Raw genomic sequence first — 23463 nt, 5'->3', positions numbered from 1 at the left:
GCCGTTCCTGAATAACTCGTCGTGGGGAGGGGTGGCCATGCGCACCTTTGGTGTCGAGGAAGAGTTGCTGATTGCCGACCCTTCGGATGGGACGCCCTTGGCTTTGGCCGCCGGGATCCTGGATGTGGCAGGCACTCCGGCTGAGGAGGCCGACGATGACGCACCATCCTTGAAGTCGGAATTCAAGCAGGAACAGATTGAAGTCAATTCGCTCCCTTGCCGGACAGCGTCCGAACTCCGGGCAGAAATCCGCGCGGGCCGGGCCCTCGCGGATAAGGCCGCGAGAGCTGTCGGGGCCAGGGTGGCAGCACTGGCAACGCCGCCGGTCTTCCATGCGACGCCCACCGGTGGCAACCAGCGGTACGCGGCCATGGGCAACGAGTTCGGCCTCATTTCGCGCGAACAGCTGACCTGCGGTTTCCATGTCCATGTTTCCATCGAGTCGCCGGAGGAGGGCGTAGCTGTCCTGGACCGGACGCGGCACTGGCTTCCCGTGCTTCTGGCTTTGAGCGCAAACTCGCCGTTCTGGATGGGCGCCGACACCGGGTTCGCCAGCTATCGAACCCAGATCTGGAACCGTTGGCCTACGGCGGGTCCCATGGATGTCTTCGGATCCGCCGAGGGCTACCAGGCCATGGCCTCAAGCCTCCTCGCCACGGGTGTACCCCTTGATGAGGGCATGATCTATTTTGATGCGCGTCTTTCCAAGGGGCATCCCACCGTTGAGTTCCGGGTTGCCGATGTTTGCCTTTACGCCGAGGATGCGTTGACCATTGCGCTGATCGCGCGGGCCCTGGTGGAGACCTCGGTGGGCGAGTGGCGCGAGGGGGTCCCGCCGTCGGACGTTTCCACCCCGGTCCTGCGGATGGCCAACTGGAAAGCCAGCCGCTTCGGCGTTGACCAGCAGTTGCTGCACCCGCTGGAACAGACGCCCTATCCCGTGGCCGACGTCGTGGCTGCCCTCCTACGGCACGTCCGCCGGGCCTTGGTGGAGGCCGGGGACCTGACCGCTGCACGCGCGGGGGTGGCAAACATCCTTCGCCGGGGAACGGGCGAACGGTTGCAGCGCGAGGCCTACCGTCGTCGGCACCGCTTGTCCGACGTCGTTTCCGCCGCCATCGCCTCCACTCATCAGGACGGCGATTTGTCGGACGCCAAGTACCTGCTTGGCCGCTGACAGCGACGCGGCACGCAGCAGGAGAAGTACGACGGCGAAAGGTCACCGTGGGTGCCCAAGGTGACCTCCCGCGGTCGTACTCCAGGGGCCTTAGCCCTGGTTGATGCGGATCATGTTGCCCGAAGGGTCGCGGAAAGCGCAGTCGCGCGGACCCCACGGCTGGACGATCGGCTCCTGCAGGACCTCGGCACCGGTGGCGCGGAGCTTTTCGAAAGTTTCGTCGAGGTCGTCGGTGCTGAACACGAGCATGGGCATGACGCCCTTGGTGAGGAGTTCCTGGATGGCGTCGCCGTCTGCCTGGGAGCGGCCGGCATGCGGTGGGGACAGGACCAGTTCAAGATCCGGCTGGGCATCGCTGCCGAGCGTGACCCAGCGTTGGCCGTCCGAGCCGACATCGTTACGGACCTGCAAGCCCAGGCCATCACGGTAGAAGGCCAGGGATTCATCGACGTCGTTGACAGTGACGTGTGCGTACTTCAGTGAAATGTTCATACCGCACACGCTATTTCAGCTACGTGGCGGGCGCTTCTTCGATCCTGCTCAGGTTGTTGCCACCCTTGCGGTCGGGGCGGGTGTGCTGCTTGGCGATGCACGTGGGCATGGCTTTCACGGCGTGGTGTTCGCGGGAGCGGTACTCGCTGGGAGTTATGCCCACGATCTCGGTGAATCGGGAGCTGAACGAACCCAACGATGTACAGCCAACCTCCATACAGGCATCCGTCACGCTGGTTCCTGACCGAAGCAATGCCATGGCCCGCTCAATCCGCCTGGTCATGAGGTAGTTGTAGGGCGATTCGCCATACGCAGCCTTGAATTGCCGGGAGAAATGCGCCGGAGACATGAGCGCGCCGGCGGCCATGGTGGGAACGTCCAGCGGGCGGGCGTACTCACGGTCAATGAAGTCGCGCGCTCGCCGCAGATGGGCCAGGTTGGCCAGTTCCTGCGGAGTCATGCGGCAAGTCTACTAGTCTCAGTTCCATGGAATCAGTGGTTTGGTCGAAGCCTGAAAACGAGCGAGCAGGCACCCCGTTGCTGGTGATGTTGCACGGTTATGGGACAAGCGAGCAGCGCATGGAGAAGCTGTTCCCGCATTTGCCTGCCGACTTCAGCTGCGCTGCGCTGCGCGGGCCTAAAGTCATTGGCGACGACTACGGTTGGTTCCTGCTGGACTACTTCCTCACCAACGACTTTGCGGACGTCATCGCCTCCACCAACCGGGTGTTCGACTGGATCAACTCCGTCAAAGGGAACCACAGCAGCGTCAGCCTGCTGGGCTACTCCCAGGGCATGGCGATGGCCAGCACGCTGCTGCGCTTGCGTCCCCAGGAATTTACGGCCACGGTGGGCCTGTCCGGATTCGTGCTGGACAACGACCTCCTTGCCCTCAGCGAGTCCTTCGACAGTCCGCCCCCGTTCTTTTGGGGCAGGGACAAAGCCGATCCGGTCATCAACGAGGACGCGATCGCGCACACCGAGGAGTGGCTGGAGGCGAACGTCGCGCTGACAGCGCGGACCTATCCGGGGATGGGGCACCGGATCGAGCCACAGGAACTGGTGGATGTCAGCGCGTTCCTTAAGTACTACGTGTTGCGGTAGTTCGCCGGATTAGAAAACATCCCGGGTCCAAAATCAAGGCGCCGGTGAGAGTCGCGTCACAATTTCGAGTTCGGCTGTACTCTCTTGAATGACAAAATTGTAAGCGCTTACACTTTGGGCTGTTGGCCGACGTGGGCTTGCGAAATGTTCCGTGGGACAATGGAGGTATCGATGACGAACACGTGGCCCGGCAGGCAACCCAACACCTGCGGCGCCCCGCCCACGGCAGTGTCCGCCCGTAACGACCAAGCGGCTTCGGAGCATTGACTACGCTCCGCGACGACGGCCCGTCTGTCCCCCAGCACGTAGCCGCACCCGCCCGATACCCAGCTCATCGAACGCAAAACCACGCGCCCACAAGCGCTGAACGGAATGACGCACATGACTGATCTTCGTAATGCCTGGACCGGCGCCTCGGCGCTGCTGTTCGACCTCGACGGCGTGCTGACGCCAACTGCCGTGGTGCACGAGCATGCGTGGCAGGAACTGTTCGACGACTACCTCGCACGGACAGGCCATTCCCAGGGCTACCAGGAAAGCGACTACTTCGATCACATCGATGGCAAGCCGCGATTCGATGGCGTCCGGGATTTCCTGGCCTCGCGCGGCGTCACGCTGCCTGAAGGTCCTGTCCACGACCACCCGGACAACCAAACCGTGCAGGGCCTGGGCAACAGGAAGAACGCCATCTTCAACGAGATCGTGAACTCCCGTGGCGTCGAGCCCTACCCGGGATCAGTCAAGTTCATCAACGCCGCGGTGGAGCTGGGACTGAAGGTCGCCGTCGTATCTTCATCCCGCAACGCGCCCGCTGTGCTCAAGGCCGCTGGCCTTGACCACCACTTCGAGGTGGTGGTGGACGGCCAGGTGGCTGCCGGCGTCGGACTTCCGGGTAAGCCGGACCCGGCAACCTATGTTTACGCGGCGGGCCTGCTGGGCGTGCCGGTTGAGGAATGCATCGTGGTGGAGGACGCCGTTTCCGGCGTGCAGGCCGGCGCGGGCGCCGACTTTTATGCCGTGATCGGGGTGGACCGCGGAGCGGGCCGCCAAACTCTGCTGGACGCCGGGGCCACGCTGGTGGTCGACGACCTCAACGATCTTCTCTGACCCTACTTTTTCGAAGGACCTCTTTAGCCCATGGCACTCATCAGCTCCGATCGGCTGCGCTTCCCCTGCGAGCCCTGGAAGCTCGTGGAAAACATCCACGTCCCCGGCGACGAGGGGACCCTGGAGACACTGTTCGCGCTCGGCAACGGCCACCTGGGCATCCGCGGCTCACATTCGACCGCGGGCGACAGTGAGCTTCCCGGTACGTTCATCAACGGTTTTCATGAGATCTGGGACATCAAGCACGCCGAGAATGCCTACGGTTTCGCGCGCACCGGCCAACGGATCGTCTACGTGCCGGACGCCAACAACTTCACCGTTTCCATCGACGGCGAGGCGCTGAGCCTGGCCGATTCCACCGTGCTGGACTACCACCGTTCCGTGGACTTTTCCACCGGCGTCTACGAGGAAAGCACCACCTACGCCTGCCGCTCCGGCGCTACCGTCACCACGGTGGAGCGCCGCGCAGTGGGGTTCGACAACCGCGGATGCCTTGGCCTGGAGCTGTCCATTTCGGCTGATCGCGACGTTTCCGCAGACATCATTTCCGGCGTCGTCAACCGCCAGGACCAGCCTGTGGAGGACCACTCGGTCCATGACCCGCGCCGATCCGGCCGGCACGCCGGACGTGTCCTCCTGCCCCTGCACCTCCAAGGTGCCGATGGATCGCTCCGGATGGCATGGGAGACCTCTGAATCCCGCCAGCGCGTCGCCATGGCCGTGGACCACTGGATCTCCGCCGAAGGCCAGCCGTTTGAAACGCTCGTGGCGGAAGACGACTCGTCCGTCCGTTACGTTTTGGCGATTCACGGGGGCGAAGCTTTCCGCGTGGAGAAGACGGTCAGTTACCTGGTGGCCGGTTCCAGCGACGCCGAGGACCGTGGCGAGAGCCTGGCCGCCGACGCCGAAGCCAACCTTGTGTCCTTCTCCGAAATCCTTGCCCAGAGCAAAGCCCACTACGGGCAGTACTGGACCACGGCGGATATCTCGATCGGCGGTCAGCCGGAGATGCAGCAGGCCGTCCGGTGGGGACTCTTCCAGCTGGCGCAGGCCACTGCCCGCGCCGGGGTGGCTGGCATCCCCGCCAAGGGCGTCAGCGGATCCGGTTATGAGGGCCACTATTTCTGGGACCAAGAGATCTACCTCCTGCCGTACCTGACGTACACCAACCCATGCGGTGCCCGAAAAGTGCTGGAGTCCCGCCACGCCATGCTGCCGGATGCCCGTGTCCGGGCGAAGGAGCTCAGCGTTGACGGCGCACTGTTCCCGTGGCGGACCATCAACGGCCTGGAAGCCAGCGCCTATTACGCCGCGGGAACGGCCCAGTTCCACATCGCCGCAGCCATCGCTTTCGCCGCAAACCGCTACCAGTGGGCCAGCGGGGATGACTCGTTCCGGGCCGAACTGGGGGCGGACCTGCTCATTGAAACAGCCCGGATGTGGGCATCTCTGGGCTTCTTCGGGAAAGACGGCATGTTCCACATCCACGGCGTGACCGGCCCCGACGAGTACACAGCCGTGGTCAACGACAACCTGTATACCAACGTCATGGCGCGCTTCAACCTGCGGGCTGCCGCTGCGCTGGAGCACGAGGGGATCGCCGATACCGAGCGGATGGTGTGGCGGCAGGCAGCCGAGCGCATGTCCCTCCCGTACGATCCCCACCTTGAAGTGTTCAGCCAGGACAACGACTTCATGACGCTGGAACCGTGGGACTGGAACACCCCCAAGTCCAAATACCCTTTGCTGCTGAACTTCCACCCCTTGGTGATCTACCGGCACCAGGTCCTCAAGCAAGCCGATACGGTGCTGGCCATGTTCCTCCAATGGCAGGACTTCACAGCCGAACAGAAGCAGCGGGCGTTCGACTTCTACGACCCCATCACCACCGGCGACTCCACCCTCTCCGCGTGCGTGCAGGGCATCATGGCGGCCGAAGTCGGCTACGGCGATATTGCGCTGCAACACTTCACCGACGCCCTGTTCATCGACCTGGACAACTCGCACGGCAACACGATCGACGGCGTCCACATCGCCTCCACCGGCGGTATCTGGAGCTCCCTGGTCTGCGGTTTCGCGGGCATGCGGGACCAAGGCGACGTGCTGCGTTTCGACCCGCGCCTGCCGGTCGAATGGGAGGACCTGTCCTTCCGGCTCAAGGTTCAAGGCCGCCTGCTGTCCGTGGAACTCGCGCAGGGCTCCATTGCGTTGGCGCTTGAATCCGGGCCGGATTACAGCGACGAGCCGTTGCGCATCACGGTGCGCGACTACGACGTCACCGTCGGGACGGAAACGGTCACGGTTCCGCTGGACAGCGTTCCCGTGCCGCCGCCGTCGATCTTCCCCAGCGTCTTCCCGACGGCGGGCCTTCCCATCATCCGTTAGGTCGCGTTGGGGGGAGCTACTTCGCGGCCAACTCCATGGTGGTAATCCGCAGCCACAACCACAGCCGTTTCTGAGGGTCCGCCAGGTCGAGGTTGAAGTCCTCGGCCAGGCGGCCCACGCGGTACCTGACGGTGTTGTTGTGCACGTGGAGGTGGGTGGCCATGGCGGAAATGTTGCCATTGAAGGCCAGATAGGCCCGCAGGGTCTCCAGGTACTCCGTTTGCTGCTCGGCGTCCCGGGCCTGGATCCTGGCGATGTCGTCTGTTCCGGCCAGGCCGTTCTCCTCGATGAACTCCCCAATCCTCAGCAGGTTCAGCGGAACCTGGAAGTCCTCGAAGAGCGCAACGCCCGGCACTTTGTTGTTGCCCGGGGACTTGCCCTGGCGTGCCTGCAGGTTCAAAAGATGGTGCAGCGTGCGCATGGCTTCGGACCGGGACCGCGGCAGCTCGTCGATGGTCGCTGCGATTCCACCCACTGTCGCAATGACCGGGAACGAACTGATGGTGTGCGAATAGGCCTCGATCTCCTGGATGATCCGGGCATGCAGGGCCCGCGGGGACGGGCCATTGCCGGGCAGGAGTGCGTAGACCACTGAGCCGATCAGGGCGCTGTGGCCGGAGCCGAACTGGACGTTGCACACGGTGGTCACCAAGTGCAGAAGCCGGTGGATTTCCCGGACGGACTCCAGGCTTCCCGTCTCCGGGCGGACAATCGAGAAGGCTGCCACGGCCAGCCCGTTGGCGGTATCGAGGCCCAGCTGCGCGGCGGCGAAGGAGGCGTGGGGAGTGTCATCCATGAGCGTGCGGATGAGGTCCGCATTTCGTCGCTCCCCGAAGTCTGAGGCCGAGCGGGCATGGAGCATGTGCAGCCCTGCCAGGGGCGCCATCCGATCCAGCGCGTCCAATGCCGTGGCGCGTTTTTCCTCACCCGGGTCGATGATCCAGATGGAACCCAGCAGCTCACCACCGGCCCTGACGGCCAGCGCGAGGCGGGCCATTCCGTCGTCGAGCGCTGGAACAAGCACAGCCCCCGGCGCGGCGTAGACCGCTTTGAAGTCCTGGTCGAACGCCGGCTGGACTGTTTCCTGCAGCGTCAGGGTTGTGATGCGCCGGAGTTCGTCGATGGGCTGGCCCGGAAGGGTGGAATAGCCAAGGATGCGGCCCAGTGGGTCCACGATGCTGGCGGCGCCGTTGGTGATGGACGCTGCGGCGTTGGCAAACGCGTAAAGGTCCCCCAGCCGCACACCTGACACCGAGTCCGCGGCAGCGCCCACAACCGATGCCCGAGCCAGGGCAACCAGTTGCGTCCAGTCCGCGTCATCCGGGGCCACGAGGACCGAGAGGGTATGCCGAACCGCCGCGGAACGCAGTTGTTCCATCCGGGCGCCATGGGCTTTGACGATCACTGCTGCGGCGTTGCTGTTCGCTGCCCGGTGGAGGAGCTGGTCGAAGTCCGGTGAACCATATGTGCACCCGACCGCGAGGATGATCCGGTTGTCCACGCTGGACCAGGTATCCAGGGGGTCGTACATGAGGACGTCCGATACCAGGTGGCCCAGGTTCTCGGGAGTGGGGTTGGCGTGCACCAGGTCGGCCTGCATCAACTGGATGCAGTCCGAAAGGCGGACGGCCGATTGCTGTATCCCTGACTGCGCCACGGTATCCATGGTTGGACGTTATCACAGGCATGCGAGCGATCTTATGGAGGATTTTACATATAGAGCGAAGGAGATCTGCGTCACTATTGGGAGTGACGCCGGGCAGGTGAGCCCGTCAGGAACACAGAGGACACACCATGAAAATCAAGGACATCAGGGCGCTCGCCTCGGTGCAGGGACCAGCCCGATCCACCGCCGAGCGGCTCTCCCGGAAGTGCTACAGCGTTGAGGACATGCGGAAGCTGGCAGCCAAAAGGCTCCCCAAGAGCATCTTCGAATACATCGAAGGCGGCGGTGAGGACGAGGTCTCGCTGCGCCGGAACCGGTCCTCCTTCGATGACTGGTCATTCCTTCCCAAATGGGGATCAGTGGACAACCTGGACCTCAGCACCACCATCCTTGGCGGCCCGTCGGCGATGCCGGTGACGCTCTCGCCGACGGGCGGAACCCGGCTGTTCCACCCCGAGGGTGAGTCCGCCGTCGCCCGCGCAGCGCTCGCCGCCGGTATCCCCTACGGACTGGCGCACCTGAGCACCACCACCATGGAAGCGGTCAGCGCTGCGGCGCCGGGACTTCGCCGCTGGTTCAACCTGGAACCGACGTCGGACAAAGGGCTCCTGCAGGCTGTCCTGGACCGGGTGTCCAAGGCTGGTTACGAAGCCCTCCTGGTCAACGTCGACTGCAGGGCCATCGGGCACCGCGAGCGCGATTACCGCAACGGCTTCACCGCCCCGCCGTCCATCAAGCCAAAGACGGTGGTTGAGGGGATGTTGCACCCGACATGGGCCCTGGGATTCCTGGCCAACGACGCGATCGCTTTCCCCAACCTCGATGCCCAAATTCCCGATGGTCCGCTGGCCAGCTCGCCAGATATGTGGCGGACGTTGCTGGCCGGTTCCTACGAACCCACCGACTGGGACGACATCCGGGACCTGCGGGAACGCTGGAACGGTCCGATCGTGCTGAAGGGCGTGGTGAACGCGAACGACGCCGCGCTGGCAGCTTCCATGGGTATCGATGCCATCCAGGTCAGCAACCACGGTGGACGGCAGCTGGACCATATGGCGGCACCCCTTGATGTCTTGCCGGAGATCGTTGCGAAGACCGCTGGACGGATGGAAATCATTGTCGACGGCGGCATCCGCCGGGGTTCCGACGTGGTCAAGGCGCTGGCCCTCGGCGCGGACGCCTGCTCCATCGGACGCCCCTACCTGTACGGCCTTGCTGCCGCCGGCCAAGCCGGCGTGGAGCACGTGCTGAAAATGTTCACAGCCGAAATGACCCGCACCATGATGCTCCTCGGAGTCTCAACCATCGAAGAACTGCGGGCGGAAGGCCGGGACCTGATCCGGCACCGCAACGAAGCATTCGTCCGCAACCAACCAACCCGTATCCCCGAGGCCCCTTTGGCCTTGCAGAAATGAGGAATCCGACATGAACAATCCAACAGCGGTCCTCCGCGCGAAACCCGTCTTATCGGCCGTCGTCGCCACTGCTGCCCTGATGTTGACGGTGACGGCGTGCAGCCCAACTGGCAACGCATCGGCGTCGAACCCGTCCGGCGACGCTGCCGCAGCGGGAACCGGCGTCCCCGCGCTGGCAGTCAACCAGGCCGCCGTCGACCTTCTGCCCGAATCCATCAAGGCTTCCAAGGTGCTGCGCGTGGCCATCCCCACCAACGAACCTCCTACGCAGTTCTACCGCGAAGGCACGCAGGAAATGACCGGAACCAACCCGGACGTGGCCCGTCTCATCGGTGAGGCATTGGGTGTCAAAGTGGACATCCAGGTGGCCAACTTCGACTCCATCATTCCCGGCCTCGCAGCCAACCGCTACGACATGACCGTCTCCTCAATGACACCCACGCAAAAGCGCATGGAAGTGCTGGACTTCGTGGACTACATGCAGATCGGCAACGCCATTGCCGTCCCCAAGGGAAACCCCGGCGGCATCAAGGACGAGAACGCGCTCTGCGGCAAGAAGGTGGGGCTCCTGACGGGTTCGTACCAGCTGACGGTGAACGTGCCTTCCTATGACGAGGCCTGCACAGCCGCCGGCAAGGAAACCATCCAAAGGAGTGAATTCCAGGACACCCGGCAAGCCATATCCGCGCTGACAAGTGGTCGGTTGGATACCGTGCTGGCTGACTCGCCCATCCTGAACTTCGCGGCTACCCAAAACCCCGGCATCGAGGTGGCCCGGACGTACGAGTTCGCGCCGGTTGGTGTGGGCGTGCCCAAGCAGTCCGGGTTGGTGAAGTCGGTCTCCGCTGCCCTGGACGCTGTGATCAAGAGTGAGTCCTACACCAAGGTCCTCGCGAAGTACGGTCTTGAGACCAGCGCCATCACCGACGCCCGCGTCAACTTCGCCCAGTAATGCATTCGAGTAGAGAGGTGACGGCTGTGCAGAAGCAACCCTCAGTCCCCGGCACCCGGGAGCCGGCCACAGCGTCCGGTGATTCCATTCCCGTGGTACCGCTGAAGCACCCGGTCCGGCTGGTCCTTGCAGTGGTGCTCATCCTGGTAGCACTCAGTGCCGCGTGGGACGTGGCGGTGAACCAGCGGTACCACTGGGATGTTGTGGTGTCCTACCTGTTCGCACCGCAGATCCTGGCCGGCGCGGGTTTGACGCTGGTTTTGACCGTGGTTTCCATGACAGTGGGCATCGCACTGGGCACGGTGCTGGCGATCATGCGGCTCTCCGACAATCCGATCCTCAGCACCATCAGCCGCGCGTACATCTGGTTCTTCCGGGGAACGCCGCTCCTGGTCCAGCTGATCTTTTGGTACAACATTGCGGCGCTCTACCCGGTGATCGCGTTCGGGCTGCCCTTTGGTGGACCGTCCGTGGTGCTGGGATCAGCGAATGTGTTGATCTCCCCGCTGGGTGCAGCGCTCCTGGGCTTGTCGCTGAACGAGGCCGCGTACATGGCCGAGATCATCCGTGGTGGCATCGGTTCGGTAGACAAGGGCCAGTACGACGCCGCCCGGGCCCTGGGAATGAGCGGTGGCAAGCTCATGAACCGGGTGATCCTGCCCCAGGCGATGCGCGTGGTTTTGCCGCCCACCGGCAACCAGGTCATTTCGATGCTGAAAGGCACGTCCCTGGTGAGCGTCCTCGCGATCTCGGACCTGCTCTACTCAGCGCAGATCATCTATGCGAATAACTACCAGACCATTCCACTGCTGATTGTGGCCAGCCTCTGGTACCTGCTCATGACCACCGTCCTGAGCTTCTTCCAAAACAAACTCGAACGCCGGTACGGCCGCGGTTTTGACTCAGCGCCGCGACGGATCCGCAAGCCCAAGACAAGGACAGCATGATGACTACTGCCATGGTGGAAGCCCGGGGAGTCCGGAAGAACTTCGGCGTTATCGAAATCCTCAAAGGCATCGACCTCAGGGTTGAGAAGGGTTCCGTGACCTGCCTGATCGGCCCGTCCGGTTCCGGCAAAACCACCTTCCTGCGCTGCATCAACCACTTGGAGAAGGTGGACGCTGGCCGGCTCTACGTGGACGAGCACCTGGTGGGCTATGCCGAACGCAACGGGAAGCTCTATGAAATGAAGGAACGCCAAACGGCACGCTCGCGGCTCAACGCAGGCATGGTGTTCCAACGCTTCAACCTTTTCCCGCACATGACAGTGCTGGAGAACATCATCGAGGCGCCCGTGCATGTGCTCGGCCGGCCCCGGCGTGAGGTGGTGGTGGAAGCGCAGGCACTCCTGGACCGGGTGGGCCTGGGCAACCGCGGACACTCCTACCCCCAGGAGCTCTCGGGCGGGCAGCAGCAGCGCATCGCGATTGCACGGGCGCTGGCCATGAAGCCCAAGCTGATGCTGTTCGATGAGCCCACGTCGGCGTTGGACCCCGAATTGGTGGGTGAAGTCCTGGACGTCATGAAATCCCTCGCAGAAGCGGGGATGACCATGGTGGTGGTGACGCACGAGCTCGGCTTTGCCCGGCAGGTCGCTGACCAGGTGGTGTTTATGGACGGCGGCGTGGTGGTCGAAAGCGGCCCTCCGGAGGACGTCCTGGACAACCCGCAGCAGGAGCGCACAAAAGCTTTCCTCTCCAAGGTCCTTTAGCAATTTCCATCGCAACGAAAGGCAATACATGTCCCGCCAGCAAGTCGTCACCAACCTCGCCCCCAGCCCGGCCGGTCCCTATTCCCAAGCCATCGTGGCCAACGGGTTCCTCTTCACCGCAGGCCAAACGCCCCACGATCCCGTGACCGATGAACGGGTTGGCATCACCATTGAGGAACAGACCATTCAGGCCATGACCAACCTCGGTGAAGTCCTGGGCGCGCACGGACTGGATTTCTCGCACGTGGTCAAAGCCACCGTCCACCTGCACCACCCCGGGCGCGATTTCGACGGCTTCAACAGCATCTACGAAAAGTATGTTGTAGCCCCGTACCCGGCACGAACCACCGTGGGCTCGTTCCTGGGCGACTTCCTGGTGGAGATCGATGTGGTGGCAGCCCTCCCGTAGTCAGTTGCTGCTGGCGTCTTCCTGCCGGGATTTTGCCAGTAGACGACGCCGGTCCAACTCGCAGTTGATCAACTCGAGGAGCGCTTGGGCCGGCTCTGACAGATGGTGGGTGTCCGGGGAGCCCAGCTGATCGCAGTGCAGGAGGACGTGGCGGATCCGTTCCAATTCCCGGGATGGCACCAAAGGCCAGCGGTGGAACAGCTGCCGGACGGCTATCGCTCCAAGCAGGGCGTCGGGTTTGTTGGCCGCGCCATGCGTGCCATGGTTCGCGGCTGCTCTTCGTCGAGCAACGCTGGCCGCGGAAGGAGTGACACCGTGGGCCATGAGGATCTCGGCCTTCAGCGGATTGGGGGCCATGGGGACCTCCCTGGGTAGAGCAAGAGTAAGCCGTCTGCGTGACTTGGAATTCAGCTTACAGAATGTGACGTACCGCCGGAAAGCCCGCCGTTCTTCGTTCGCCCCGCGCTTGTACGAGGCGTGGGGCGGACAAGACCGGGACGTCATCCCAGCGGCGAAGCCTCGCCCTTAGCGCCCGGCCGGAGCCTGCCCGGCCGACACCAGCCGGACCCGCACCGTGATCGCCGCACCGAGGACCAGGGCAGCAGCAACGGCTGCGGCAATCGCCGTCGGGAATGACTCGGGTGCGTTGGAGCTGCGGCCGACCGTGATCCAAGCGAGGCCCCACGCGATGGCTGCCGCCAGTGCGATGCGCCCGTGTCCCTTGATGGCCAAGGCGATTCCGACGACGGCCACCACAGCCAGCACCGTGACGGACCAGATCTCGGGTCGCAGCCCCAAGCCCGCAAAGCCTGAGGCTTTCAAGGCCGCGGCTATGTTGGCGCAGACGGCCACGCTGGTCCAGCCCAGGTAGAGCCCCAGCGTTCCATCCACCACCACAGACTCAACCCATGAGCCGGCACGGGTCCGGCTGTAGCGCAGGAACGCCAGGACCAGGGTGACCAGGAGGGCGAGGATCACAAGGACGCTGACCAGGAGCCAACCAGCCTGAACGGACAGGATCCAGGCAGCGTTCAGGACCATGGAGGCGGCGACGATCCAACCAAGCGATCGCTGCCGCTCAGTTGAACGTTGGGAGGGCAGCCACTGCCACACGGTGAAAGCAACCAGCCCGGCGTACACCACGGACCAGATGGAGAAGGCCGGTGTCGCTGGAGCGAGGAGAGTGGAGTCGGCGGCCAAGGCACCGCCGGCGGCCTGCGCGATGGGGGTCCCGCCAAAGACTCCAACGCCGATCATTGATCCCACAATGCATATCACCAGGCTCGCGGTAACTGTCGTCTGCCGGGCCAGGTCTGAGCTTCGCGATGCCATGTTTCGAGCCTCTTTCCTTGGGAAATGTGCGGAGTCCTGCATTCGCGGGGCGGGTGACTTAGTATCAAAATGCTAGTGAAACAAGCTTTACGTTTATCAAAGGAACATCGGATGGACTCGGTAGGCCACGCACACGGCTACTGGTACGGGAAAGACCCGGGGCAGAAGGCCATTGCCGTTGACGTCCTGAACGCGCTGCGGGACTACCGTGCCTCCGAACAAGCGATGCGGCGACGGACGCGTTCGTCCATGGGGATGGGTGAGAAGGACCTGCTGGCCCTCCGGTATTTGTTCGAAGCCGAGGCTGCAGGCAAGTTGATGAAGCCCAAGGACCTGGGCGACAAACTCGGCATAACGTCCGCTTCCATGACCACGCTGATCGACCGTCTGGTGGAGTCCGGCCATATTCGCCGTGAGCCGCACCCCACGGACCGTCGGGCATTGATTTTGAAGGCAACCACCGGTTCAGACCAGGAAGTCCGGCATACCTTGGGCGGAATGCATCGTCGTATGCTCGACGCGGCATGCGCATTGAGCCCGGAAGAGTCGCAGATCGTGGTGAACTTTTTGCAGCACATGCGCGAGGCGCTGGACGCCATCGATGAAGAGGAACCGCCCCACTCATGAGGTGAGGCTCCACTGCAGGATGAAGATCAGCGTCACCAGGAATCCTGAGCCGTAATTGAGCCAGATAAACCGGCGCCACGCAACATTGGTGCGGGCCGCCGTCGTATCCGTGACGTTCCAGTACGGGGCGCAGTTGATGATGTACGGGACGGCGATGATCGCCGCCAGCGGGCCGGGCCACGGCGTGGCCAGCATAGCGAGCCCGGCAACAAGCCACAGTACGACGGCGAGCCGCACCGTCCGGCGGGCACCGATGACTGTTGCTATGGAGCCGATGCCTGCCTGCCGGTCGGGCTCGATGTCCTGTACCGCGCCGAACGCGTGGGCGGCCATGCCCCATAGGAAGAACGCGGCCAGGAGGATCAGCAGCCCGGGCGTCACGTTTGCGCCGGCCAGCGCCAAACCCACGACGGCGGGACTGACGAAGTGCGTGCTGGAGGTCAGCGAGTCCAGGACAGGGCGTTCTTTGAAGCGGAGTCCGGCCGCGGAATAGGCCACTACGGCGAAGGCGCTCACCGCCAGGCTGACCCATGCGGCAGGCCCGCCGGCGAAGGCCAGGACCACCAGGAAAGGCACGTTGGTGATCGCCGCCAGCCACAGCATGGGCCGGTGCAGGTGGGGCTGCAGGAGCGCACCTTCGATCCCGCCCTTTCGCGGGTTTTTGAGGTCCGACTCATAGTCGAAGACGTCGTTGATCCCGTACATGGCCAGGTTATACGGGATCAGGAAGTAGAAGGTGCCCACGATCACGACCCAGTCAATCTCGCGGGTGGTCAGGAGCATGGCTGCTGCGAAAGGGTAGGCGGTGTTGATCCAGCTGACCGGCCGGGAGGCGAGCAGCGCTTGTGGGACGAGGCCTTTGAGGTTGGGTTGTGGGGCGCGGCTGCGACGCGTCAGCCAGACCCACAAGCCGGGGAGTGCCACCACGCCGGCCAACGGGTAGGCGAAATCCTCAATCGGGGCGAGGCCCACCCTGAGCCCCAAAATGTGCGCGGGATCGTAGTGGAAGAGTTCCAGGCCGATCATGACTGAGTCGAATACTGCCGTCAGCACGGCCAGCGCAGCGAAAGCGAGGCCCACGGCTTTCCAATGCCGCCCTCGCTCGCCGGGCGCGCCATCCTTTCCGGCGAACGGTGGCCGCGCGAAGGCTGCCCGGGTGAACGCCGCTCCGGCGATGACGGCTGCGGCGATGAAGAGGAGCGCGAGCACTAAGTAGGTCACGCGTTCTCCTTCTCCCTCTCGCGCTGCCGGGCGGGAATCCGCTCCAGCATGCGCCTGGCTCCGGTGTAGAGGACCATCGTGCAGAGCACCAGGAAGAGGAGGAACACCGGCTCCTCTATGGGCAACTCGGGAGCGATCAGCAGGCCAGTGGCTATGGTGCCTTCACCGCGCAGGAAAATCCCCAGCCCGATGCCGGCCAGGTCCCAGGCGAGCAGGAACAAAACCCCGACGGCGGTCACTATGGCCGCCGCTGTGGCGTCCCGCCAAAAGAACAGCCGGAAACGGTGGTCGAGCAGGAGCATGCACCCGATGCCAAGCAGTAACGAGCCTAAATAGAGGACACCCATCAGCCAATCCTGCTAGCTACTGGCCTCACAGCGGTAGGGCCCGGGCTATGGTCTCCGCGGATCCGCTTCAGCACCAGCTCTGCACTGATGAGGCACATGGGGACACCTACGCCCGGAGCAGTGGTGGCCCCTGCGTAATACAGGCCGCGGACCCGCTTGGAGGCATTCTGGGCCCGGAACATGGCGCTTTGGCGGAGCGTATGGGCCGGTCCGAGCATGCCGCCGCGCCAGGAGTTGTAGTCCCGGGCAAAGTCCGCCGGGCCGATGGTCTGGCGTACCACGATCCGTCCACGGAAGTCGGGGATGTCGGCCCACTGGGCGATCTGGTCAATCGCTGCGTCCGCGGCCCGTTCTATCAGCGCATCGCCTGTGCCGTCCGGACCCCCTGCCCCGAGCGTGGGATCGGCGGGGACGGGAACCAGGACAAACAGGTTCTCATGGCCTTGCGGGGCCACCCCGGGATCGGTGGCGCTGGGTTTGCAGACGTAGATCGACGCCGGATCCGGAATGCGGGTGTCCGCACAGAAGATCGAGGCGAAGTTTGCCTCCCAATCCCGGGTGAATAACAAGGAGTGGTGTGGCATCTGCGGCAACGTGCCTTTGACACCCAGCATCACCAGGACGGCGCCCGGCCCGCTGGTGCGGCTTTGCCAATACTTGCTGTCGTAGCTTCGGTCCCGGACGCCAAGGAGTTGGGTTTCGGTGTGGTGCAGGTCGGCACCGGAGACAACCTGGTCGGCAACGCTGTAGTGCTCGGCTCCTGAGGCGTCGCGCCATTTCACGCCGGTCACTTCCCGGCTGTCCTTGCCGGTAAAGGGGGCCGGGAGCTTCACTCCGTCGAAGCGGCCCACCTTCTTGGTCCGGGTTGCTTCCCGCGTAGTGATCTTGAGTGCTTCGGCACCCGTATGGATCCGGACCCCGGCCTCGGTGGCCAAGGCTTCGAGTCGCTCCACCAATTCCCGGAACCCGCCCATGGGGTACTGCACTCCGTCGCCAAGGTCCAGGGCGCTCATCAAGTGGTACATGGCCGGAGCGGCCGAAGGGCTGGTGCCTAGGAACACGGCAGGATAGCCCAGCACCTGCCGCAACACCGGGTGCTGGAACCGTTGGGAAACGTACTTGTCCAACGGCGTCAGGAGGAGCTGCGCCAGCCGGGGAAGGTTCCGGACGACCTCCGGGTGCAGCAACTCTGAGAGCTTGGTGAAGGGGTTGTACAGGAAAAAGCGTTCGGCCATGTCCGTGGTGTGCCGCGCCGAGTCAAGGTAGGCCGACAACTCCCTGGCACTTCCGGGCTCCACCCTTTCGAAGGTGTCCAGAACCTGTTCGCTGCCCAAGGGGACCGTGAGCGGTTCCGGCGTTACGCCGTCGTGGCCTGGTTCGCTGAAGACGCGGTACGCGGGGCTGAGCGTCCGCAGGTCGAGCTGTTCGGCGGCGCTGGTGCCCAGGAGCTTGAAGAAATGATCGAACACGCCGGGCATGAGGTACCAGGAGGGGCCGGTGTCGAAGCGGAATCCGTCCCGTTCCAGGCTGCCTGCCCGGCCACCTACGTGATCTTGCTGCTCAAGGAGCTGGACCTCGTGTCCTTCATGGGCGAGAAGTGCGGCGGTGGCAAGCCCAGCGATGCCACCGCCGATAACTACCGTGCGGGTCATCGGCGAAGCTCCATCCAGGTTGAGGCGATCGCACGGGCAGCGAGCCCGGCTTTGACGGTGTCCGGCACGCGCACCCGCGAACGGTACAGTTCGTCCACTGTTGTCTGCTCGATCCTGTCAGTCAGCGCCGCAAACAGGGCCAGTGCGCTGCGGACAGCGGCCCGGGCGTCCCGTGGCAAAAGGGGAATGGCCGCGTTGGCGTCGGCAAGCTGGCCGCGGATGGTCCGTACCCATTCCATCCGGTCACGGTCCTCGAGATGCTCGGCAGTACCCAGATAGCTGCGGCCAAGGCGTTCGGTGTCGTCGGCCAGGTCGCGGAGGAAGTTGATGTTCTGGAACGCAGCCCCCAACTGGCTGGCGCCGTGGCGCAGGGCTGAGCGGCCGTCGTCGTCGATGTCCTGCCCGCGCATGAACACCTGCAGGCACATCAAACCCACAACCTCAGCGGAACCGTGGACGTAACCCTGGTGGGCGTCGGCGTCGAACCGCAGTGGCACAGCAGGGGCAGCGGTGCAGCCGCCGAGGTCCGTGCGCATGGAGTCGAAGAAGGGGTTGATCAGGGTCGCGTCAATCCCGGCCGCGCGTGCTGTTTGGGCGAACGCGTGGATGATGAGGTCGCTGCTGTACCCGATCTTGATGGCGCGGTGGGTTTCATCGATGAAATGGTCCAGCGCGTCATTCTGTTCCTGGTAACTGAGTCCCGCCTCCGCGGTAACCCCGTCCACCAGCTCATCGGCGACCCGTACCAGGGCATAGATATTGCGGACATGTTGGCGGTGCCGGGGGCCCAGCAACCTGCAGGCGAGGCCAAAGGAAGTGGAGTAGGCGGCGATGACCTGGTTCGCGGCGCGTTCGGCGGTCCGCGTGAACTGGGTAAAGGAAGTGTCCATGGCGACGCTCATGATTGCCGTCCTTCCAGTTGTCCTGCAAGATCCAGCAGGACGTTGCGGGCGCCCGGCGGAACCTGTGATTCGGGACTGCTCAGCAGGTGGTTGAAGGACCGCATTTGCTCGCTGATCAGGGATTGGACGAACTGCTCAGCTCCGCAGTCGGTCAGCTGCCTGCGGACATGGTGGGCGTCCGCGCCACTGAGCTCGGGGAGCCCGAAGAAGGGTTCGATGTCCGCCCAGCTGCTGGTGCTGCGGGCGTGGGCGATGATGGCCGTTTGCTTGCCCTCCCGCAGATCCGAAAAAGGATCCTTGCCGTGGCGGCGCGGATCCCCGAAAGTGGACAGGAGGTCGTCCTGCAGCTGGAAAGCCAGTCCCAGATGCTTGCCTGCCGTGGCGAGCGCCGTTTCCACGCCGAAGTCCGCCCCGGCCAGCGCCGCGGCGGCACGCAACGGCAGCTCGAAAGTGTAGGTGGCCGTCTTGTAGCCGCACATCACCAGGATCGTCTCAAGCTCCGGGGCCACGATGCCATCTCCCAGGCCCACATCAAGCTGCTCGCCTGCCACGGTCTCGTTGATGGTGTGCTCCAGCAGATCCAGCAGGCGAAGCCGCAGTTCGTGCTGCAGCTCGGCGCGGGCGAAGGCCTGGTGGGTGGCTGAGAGCAGCATGTCGCCCATCAGGATGCCACCGGTCTGGGCCCAGTGGAGGGCGCCATCGGGCCTGGGAAGCTCTCCCGCTTCGGCCAGGAGGGATCCGATCAGGTTGGGATGCCCGCGGCGGACCAGGTCGCCGTCGATCACGTCGTCGTGCAACAGGAACGCGTAGTGGAGGAGTTCGATGGCGGCAGCGATGCTGATGGCGGTTTCGCGCTGGCGCGGGTTCCCTTGTTGGAGGGCGTCATAGGTTTCCATGAGGAGGAGCGGCCTGACGAACTTGCCGCCCAGGACGTTCGCACCTGCCAGCGTCCAAAGGTGGGCGAAGTCCGGGCCGTAGGCTGTGGCGGCACTGGTCCGCTTGCCGATCAGGCCGGAAAGCTCATTCTCGATGGCGGTGCAGAGATCTGTTCGGCTGCGCACGGTTCCTGAGGTGATGGTCATGCCCCGGCACCTGCTGCGAGAGGGAGGGTCCGGGCCTCGAGAAGCTGCGGGAACTGCATGCCGAGCCAGGGGCTGAAGGCCGCGGGCGTGTGTTCCAGGGCTTCGCTGAGCAAGTCGGGCGATATCCAGGCCCAGTCGGCCACTTCGGCGGGATTGGGTTGGAGGGTGCCGCTGATCCGGGCGGTGTACACGGGGCAGATCTCGTTTTCCACGATCCCTGTAGGGTCGACCGCCCGGTAGCGGAAGTGGGGGAGGGCGGGTTCGATCCGGTTGGCTTCCACGCCGAGTTCGAAGCGTGCGCGCCGCATGATGGCCTCCTCGAAGTCTTCGCCCGGTCCCGGGTGGCCGCAGAAACTGTTGGTCCACACGCTTGGCCAGGTCTTCTTCTCGGGCGAGCGCCGGGTGAGGAGGACTTCGCCTGCCTCGTTAAGCAAGTAGCAGGAGAACGCCAGGTGTAGGGGAGTGTCCTGGGTGTGCACTGAGGCTTTGGGGGCCTCTCCGATGGGGTTGCCGGCATCGTCAAGGAGGACGACCATCTCTGTCGCGTTCACTTCTCGCCTTCCCTCGGAACAACTCAACGAACAACATTGCTAGATAAGCTAGAAGAAAGGCTACCATGTAAGAAGTTGGGTGTAACATACTCAACATGTCCAAACCTGAAGAAATCGACGCCTCGGTTTCCTCGGGCATTTACAGTGTGGAATCCAACGATCCCCACCAGGAACTCGTGGACCGCTCCGGCCTCTCCGACTCCGAAATCCAGCAGATCAACGAGCTCATGGCCGCCCTGGGGCGGTTGCGCGAGGCTGAGGAGCGGCTCTCCGACGCTTCCCGGATCTACATGGGGCTTAACCAGTCGGACATGCGCGCCCTGCACTACCTGATTGTCTGTGCCAACCATGGCGTTATCGCCACCCCCGGCGCAATAGCGGCGCACCTCCACATTTCGACGGCGTCAACCACCAAGCTGCTCGACCGGCTGGAACGTGCGGGCCACATCACCCGCCGCGCGCACCCCTCCGACCGCAGGGCGCTCGCCATTGGAATCACACCCGAAACGCACGACGCCGCCATGCGCACCGTGGGCCGCCAGCAAGCCAAACGCTTCCTCGCCGCAGCACGGCTCACCCCCGCCGAACGGGAGACTGTGATGCGTTTCCTGGACGAGATGGCCAAGGAGATTGAACCCGGCGAATTCTTGCCTGGTTAATGCCAGTAGGGCCTGTAGCAACGTCCCACGGTTCGTTCTGTTAGATTCGTGACAAGGCCCACATGTTGCGGGTCCGGCAGGTGTCTGGCATAGCCAGCGGGGGATCACATAAAGGAATATTTCGATGGCTCAAGAAGAGGGCTCCAGCCCACCGGATCGCGGTGCCGATAGCTCGCGCCATGAAGGCTCTGGGGCCGCGCCGCAAGGCAGCGGTGCGACCATGCGCGAGCAGGTGCTGGACATTATCGCTTCCATCCTGGCCGACACCGACCCCGGCAGCGAAGAGGCCCGGAACAGGCTACGCGTGTTGGTGGATGCCCACCCGGACAACCCCGCCGCCGCCCTCCTGGAACACCTGCTGGAGACAAGGAAAACCTCGGCATCGGGGGCTAAGGTCCCTGTCCAGCGTGAGCCCGCCAGCCTCCACCTGGAATCATCTGACATAGCACGGACCGTTTCCGTTCCCGTCAGCCCCGAGATCCGCGAGAGCATCCAGGCGGTCCTCGCAGACAAGCTCCTGTTGACGGCATTCCAACCCGTCCACGCCCTGCCAACAGGCGAGGTGGTGGGCGTCGAAGCATTGACCCGGTTCGTTGGCGAGGACGGTGCCGGCGCCGACGTTTGGTTCAGCGAGGCAGCTGCCGCGGGACTCGGCACCGAACTGGAAATCGCCGCGCTGCACTGCGCATTGACCGCAGCGCACGAGGTCCCGGATGACATGTCCGTGGCGCTGAACCTTACCCCGGCAACCTCGATCGACCCGCGGGTGCGTAACCTGCTGGCTGCAGCTGCCCTGGCGCCCGAGCGCATCATCGTCGAATTGACCGGCAGCCTGGAGGACGCAGGCGGGCACTCCGGTGCCAACGGACTGGGTCCCCTGCGGGCCTTGGGACTCCGGTTGGCGGTCAGCGCTTCGGGTGCTGCCCTGGTGTCCTTGGACAGGGTTGAGCAACTGCGCCCGGACATCATCAAACTCGACCGGCACCTCATCGAAGGCATCGAAGGCAGCGCAGGGCAGAAGATCCGCGCCCGGGCCATTGTGGAGCTGGCCAGGGACATCGGAGCCAGCGTCATCGCGGAAGGTATCGAAACCACGGCCGAACTTGAAGAAGTCACCGCGTTGAACATCACCGCAGCGCAGGGATACCTGCTGGGGCGTCCTTCCGTGCATCCACTGGACTGGTCGACCTGGAGCATCCGTGCGCAGACCGAAGCGCAGCCCGCCGGCTGACTGCAAGGCTTTTGGGTGACTCGCGTAAAGTAGCACGCGGGGGTTTTGCCGGTCCCAAGAAAACTGGGGACTGCTCAAGCACGGACCCACCTAGCCAGGAAGTTCTACGTTGATGGACAGGTTTTTCAGTATTCTCGCGGATTTTCGCAGCAAAACGCTGCCGGGGAGGTTGCTGGAGCGTCTCAACACGCCGCGGGGCCTGCTGTGGGGCTTCGTAGTTGTCCACCTGGGCTTCCTGATCTTCGCTGCTCTGCTTTCCTTCCGCAACGAGGCGTTCAGCGACACCTTTATCTACCGTGAATGGGCCCTGGCCGGCTTCAACGAAAGCAACCTCTCAGGCGGCCCAAGTCCTTGGGTGTACCCCATCCTGGCCCTTATCCCCATGGGCATCGCCGCCGCTGCGGGCTCCGGGCCTTTCTTCTTCCTCTGGGTCCTGATCACCACCGTCCTCAACGGGTGGGCGATGCTCAAGCTCACCGACCGTGGCCGCCGCGCAGAGGCCATCCCGGCCGGCTGGTGGTGGCTGTCCTTCGTGCTGCTCATGGGTTGGCTGGGCTTCGCACGCGTTGATGGGTTGACTGCCCCCATTGTCCTGGTCGCTTTGGTGTACGGCGTGGCGCGGCCATTCATCGCCTCGGTGCTGCTGAGCATTGGCACATGGGCCAAGGTATGGCCCGCTGCTGTGATGCTGGCGCTGTTCGCCGTGGTCAAGAACCGCTTGCTGGTTGTGTTGGCAGGAATTACGACGACGGCGGTTGTGGTGGCCCTCGCCGCTACGGTCGGCGCCGTTCCCAAGCTGCTGAACTTCCTGACCCAGCAGGGTGACCGCGGAATGCAGCTCGAAGCCACCTTCACCACGCCCTGGCTCTGGTTGTCCGTGCTGGGCGTGGGCGACTCCCGGATGTACATGAACACCGACATCAACTCCATGCAGGTGGACGGGCCCGGAACGGCCTTCATGTCGGTGCTCATGCAGCCCCTCCTGCTGCTTGCCGCGGCCGCCGTGGCCGGACTGACCTTCTGGGCCCTGCACCAAGGAAAAGTCAGCGGTGGCGTTGACCGCACCGAACTCCTGCTCGCGGGCGCGTTGACCTTGGTAACCGCCTTCATTGTCTTCAACAAGGTGGGATCACCCCAGTTCATGGTGTGGCTTGCCCCCGCCGTGGCCGTCGGATTGGCCCACAACTGGAAGGCCTGGCGCGTCCCGGCCACCATGCTGATAGCCATCGCGGTGGCCACGTTCTTCATCTACCCGTTGTTCTACGATGCGCTGAGCCACAACAACCCACTGATGGCCATGGTGCTGACCATCCGCAACGTGCTCCTGGTGGTCCTCTTCTTCTGGTCCGCGCGCCGCCTGTATTCACTGGGCAGGAAGCCTTCAGTCGTTGCCGAACCAGCGGTCAAGGAGCTCTAAAATTTCTGCCACGTTCTTCGATCG

Annotated in this window: 24 protein-coding genes; 13 read left to right on the top strand and 11 right to left on the bottom strand. The window is 64.0% G+C overall.

From position 1 onward, the window contains the following. The first annotated feature begins 37 nt into the window (after positions 1-37). A complete protein-coding gene (locus LRQ04_RS11240; RefSeq protein WP_235520242.1) occupies positions 38-1177 on the top strand; it encodes a glutamate--cysteine ligase in 1140 nt (379 codons plus the stop codon). A 90-nt stretch (positions 1178-1267) separates the two neighbouring features. Here LRQ04_RS11240 and LRQ04_RS11235 read toward each other — a convergent pair whose 3' ends face one another. Beyond that, positions 1268-1669, bottom strand: coding sequence for a VOC family protein (locus tag LRQ04_RS11235; protein ID WP_235520241.1), 402 nt, complete (start codon positions 1667-1669; stop codon positions 1268-1270). Positions 1670-1688: 19 nt separating this feature from the next. Then, a complete protein-coding gene (locus tag LRQ04_RS11230; RefSeq protein ID WP_235520240.1) occupies positions 1689-2129 on the bottom strand; it encodes a helix-turn-helix transcriptional regulator in 441 nt (146 codons plus the stop codon). Positions 2130-2155: 26 nt separating this feature from the next. Here LRQ04_RS11230 and LRQ04_RS11225 point away from each other — a divergent pair, with 26 nt between their 5' ends. The 3 genes from LRQ04_RS11225 (at position 2156) to LRQ04_RS11215 (ending at position 6265) form a co-directional block, all read left to right on the top strand. Beyond that, positions 2156-2773 carry an alpha/beta hydrolase gene (locus LRQ04_RS11225; RefSeq protein ID WP_235520239.1) on the top strand — a complete coding sequence of 206 codons (618 nt, stop codon included), beginning with the start codon at positions 2156-2158 and terminating at the stop codon, positions 2771-2773. Between the two features lie 381 nt (positions 2774-3154). After that, positions 3155-3880, top strand: coding sequence for an HAD family hydrolase (locus LRQ04_RS11220; protein ID WP_374198931.1), 726 nt, complete (start codon positions 3155-3157; stop codon positions 3878-3880). A gap of 30 nt (positions 3881-3910) precedes the next feature. After that, the gene (locus tag LRQ04_RS11215) at positions 3911-6265 is read left to right on the top strand and encodes a glycoside hydrolase family 65 protein (RefSeq protein ID WP_235520237.1); all 2355 of its coding nucleotides are present in this window, start codon (positions 3911-3913) and stop codon (positions 6263-6265) included. A gap of 16 nt (positions 6266-6281) precedes the next feature. Here LRQ04_RS11215 and LRQ04_RS11210 read toward each other — a convergent pair whose 3' ends face one another. Then, positions 6282-7931 (bottom strand): CdaR family transcriptional regulator, encoded by a 1650-nt coding sequence (locus LRQ04_RS11210; protein WP_235520236.1) that lies wholly within the window; start codon positions 7929-7931, stop codon positions 6282-6284. Between the two features lie 128 nt (positions 7932-8059). On the opposite strand from LRQ04_RS11210, the gene LRQ04_RS11205 reads away from it, so the two are divergent. From LRQ04_RS11205 to LRQ04_RS11185, 5 genes are read left to right on the top strand one after another with little or no spacing between them, the layout of a single operon-like run. Next, positions 8060-9346: an alpha-hydroxy acid oxidase gene (locus LRQ04_RS11205; protein WP_235520235.1), complete on the top strand. Its 1287-nt coding sequence runs from the start codon at positions 8060-8062 to the stop codon at positions 9344-9346. Between the two features lie 10 nt (positions 9347-9356). Next, a complete protein-coding gene (locus tag LRQ04_RS11200; protein ID WP_235520234.1) occupies positions 9357-10298 on the top strand; it encodes an ABC transporter substrate-binding protein in 942 nt (313 codons plus the stop codon). Between the two features lie 26 nt (positions 10299-10324). Further along, a complete protein-coding gene (locus LRQ04_RS11195) occupies positions 10325-11245 on the top strand; it encodes an amino acid ABC transporter permease (protein WP_235520233.1) in 921 nt (306 codons plus the stop codon). Further along, positions 11245-12009 carry an amino acid ABC transporter ATP-binding protein gene (locus tag LRQ04_RS11190; protein WP_305082607.1) on the top strand — a complete coding sequence of 255 codons (765 nt, stop codon included), beginning with the start codon at positions 11245-11247 and terminating at the stop codon, positions 12007-12009. Before LRQ04_RS11195 ends, LRQ04_RS11190 begins: the two co-directional genes overlap by 1 nt. A 28-nt stretch (positions 12010-12037) precedes the next feature. Beyond that, positions 12038-12418 carry a RidA family protein gene (locus LRQ04_RS11185; RefSeq protein ID WP_235520232.1) on the top strand — a complete coding sequence of 127 codons (381 nt, stop codon included), beginning with the start codon at positions 12038-12040 and terminating at the stop codon, positions 12416-12418. Here LRQ04_RS11185 and LRQ04_RS11180 read toward each other — a convergent pair whose 3' ends face one another. Together LRQ04_RS11180 and LRQ04_RS11175 are read right to left on the bottom strand one after the other, a co-directional pair. Beyond that, positions 12419-12775, bottom strand: a complete 357-nt coding sequence (locus LRQ04_RS11180; protein ID WP_235520231.1) for a hypothetical protein — start codon at positions 12773-12775, stop codon at positions 12419-12421. It abuts the gene before it with no gap. A gap of 168 nt (positions 12776-12943) precedes the next feature. Then, a complete protein-coding gene (locus LRQ04_RS11175) occupies positions 12944-13750 on the bottom strand; it encodes a tryptophan-rich sensory protein (RefSeq protein WP_235520230.1) in 807 nt (268 codons plus the stop codon). A 111-nt stretch (positions 13751-13861) separates the two neighbouring features. Here LRQ04_RS11175 and LRQ04_RS11170 point away from each other — a divergent pair, with 111 nt between their 5' ends. Continuing rightward, positions 13862-14377: a MarR family winged helix-turn-helix transcriptional regulator gene (locus LRQ04_RS11170; protein WP_235520229.1), complete on the top strand. Its 516-nt coding sequence runs from the start codon at positions 13862-13864 to the stop codon at positions 14375-14377. Here LRQ04_RS11170 and LRQ04_RS11165 read toward each other — a convergent pair. Genes LRQ04_RS11165 through idi form a run of 6 tightly spaced genes read right to left on the bottom strand, consistent with a single transcriptional unit; the run spans position 14372 to position 20132 of the window. Further along, positions 14372-15598, bottom strand: a complete 1227-nt coding sequence (locus tag LRQ04_RS11165; protein WP_235520228.1) for a prenyltransferase — start codon at positions 15596-15598, stop codon at positions 14372-14374. The genes LRQ04_RS11170 and LRQ04_RS11165 overlap by 6 nt on opposite strands. Next, positions 15595-15945 carry a lycopene cyclase domain-containing protein gene (locus LRQ04_RS11160; RefSeq protein ID WP_235520227.1) on the bottom strand — a complete coding sequence of 117 codons (351 nt, stop codon included), beginning with the start codon at positions 15943-15945 and terminating at the stop codon, positions 15595-15597. The genes LRQ04_RS11165 and LRQ04_RS11160 overlap by 4 nt, the downstream gene beginning before the upstream one ends. Beyond that, on the bottom strand, positions 15945-17597 hold the full coding sequence (gene crtI, locus LRQ04_RS11155) for a phytoene desaturase family protein (protein WP_235520226.1): 1653 nt from the start codon (positions 17595-17597) through the stop codon (positions 15945-15947). Before crtI ends, LRQ04_RS11160 begins: the two co-directional genes overlap by 1 nt. After that, complete coding sequence (locus LRQ04_RS11150) at positions 17594-18499, bottom strand: squalene/phytoene synthase family protein (protein WP_235520225.1); 906 nt, start codon at positions 18497-18499, stop codon at positions 17594-17596. Before LRQ04_RS11150 ends, crtI begins: the two co-directional genes overlap by 4 nt. Beyond that, positions 18496-19581: a polyprenyl synthetase family protein gene (locus LRQ04_RS11145; RefSeq protein ID WP_235520224.1), complete on the bottom strand. Its 1086-nt coding sequence runs from the start codon at positions 19579-19581 to the stop codon at positions 18496-18498. The genes LRQ04_RS11150 and LRQ04_RS11145 overlap by 4 nt, the downstream gene beginning before the upstream one ends. Further along, the gene (idi, locus tag LRQ04_RS11140) at positions 19578-20132 is read right to left on the bottom strand and encodes an isopentenyl-diphosphate Delta-isomerase (RefSeq protein WP_235520223.1); all 555 of its coding nucleotides are present in this window, start codon (positions 20130-20132) and stop codon (positions 19578-19580) included. Before idi ends, LRQ04_RS11145 begins: the two co-directional genes overlap by 4 nt. Before the next feature lie 95 nt (positions 20133-20227). Between idi and LRQ04_RS11135 the strand changes: the two genes are divergently transcribed. From LRQ04_RS11135 to LRQ04_RS11125, 3 genes are all read left to right on the top strand, one after another. Beyond that, positions 20228-20791 carry a MarR family winged helix-turn-helix transcriptional regulator gene (locus LRQ04_RS11135; protein WP_235520222.1) on the top strand — a complete coding sequence of 188 codons (564 nt, stop codon included), beginning with the start codon at positions 20228-20230 and terminating at the stop codon, positions 20789-20791. A 124-nt stretch (positions 20792-20915) separates the two neighbouring features. Next, positions 20916-22022 (top strand): EAL domain-containing protein, encoded by a 1107-nt coding sequence (locus tag LRQ04_RS11130; protein WP_235520221.1) that lies wholly within the window; start codon positions 20916-20918, stop codon positions 22020-22022. Positions 22023-22134: 112 nt separating this feature from the next. After that, a complete protein-coding gene (locus LRQ04_RS11125; RefSeq protein WP_235520220.1) occupies positions 22135-23439 on the top strand; it encodes a glycosyltransferase 87 family protein in 1305 nt (434 codons plus the stop codon). Positions 23440-23463 lie beyond the last annotated feature (24 nt).

Source organism: Paenarthrobacter sp. AR 02, assembly GCF_021538675.1.
Taxonomy (GTDB): domain Bacteria; phylum Actinomycetota; class Actinomycetes; order Actinomycetales; family Micrococcaceae; genus Arthrobacter.
Note: the sequence above shows the minus strand (reverse complement) of the source record. Positions and strands in the feature narration are given on the sequence as shown.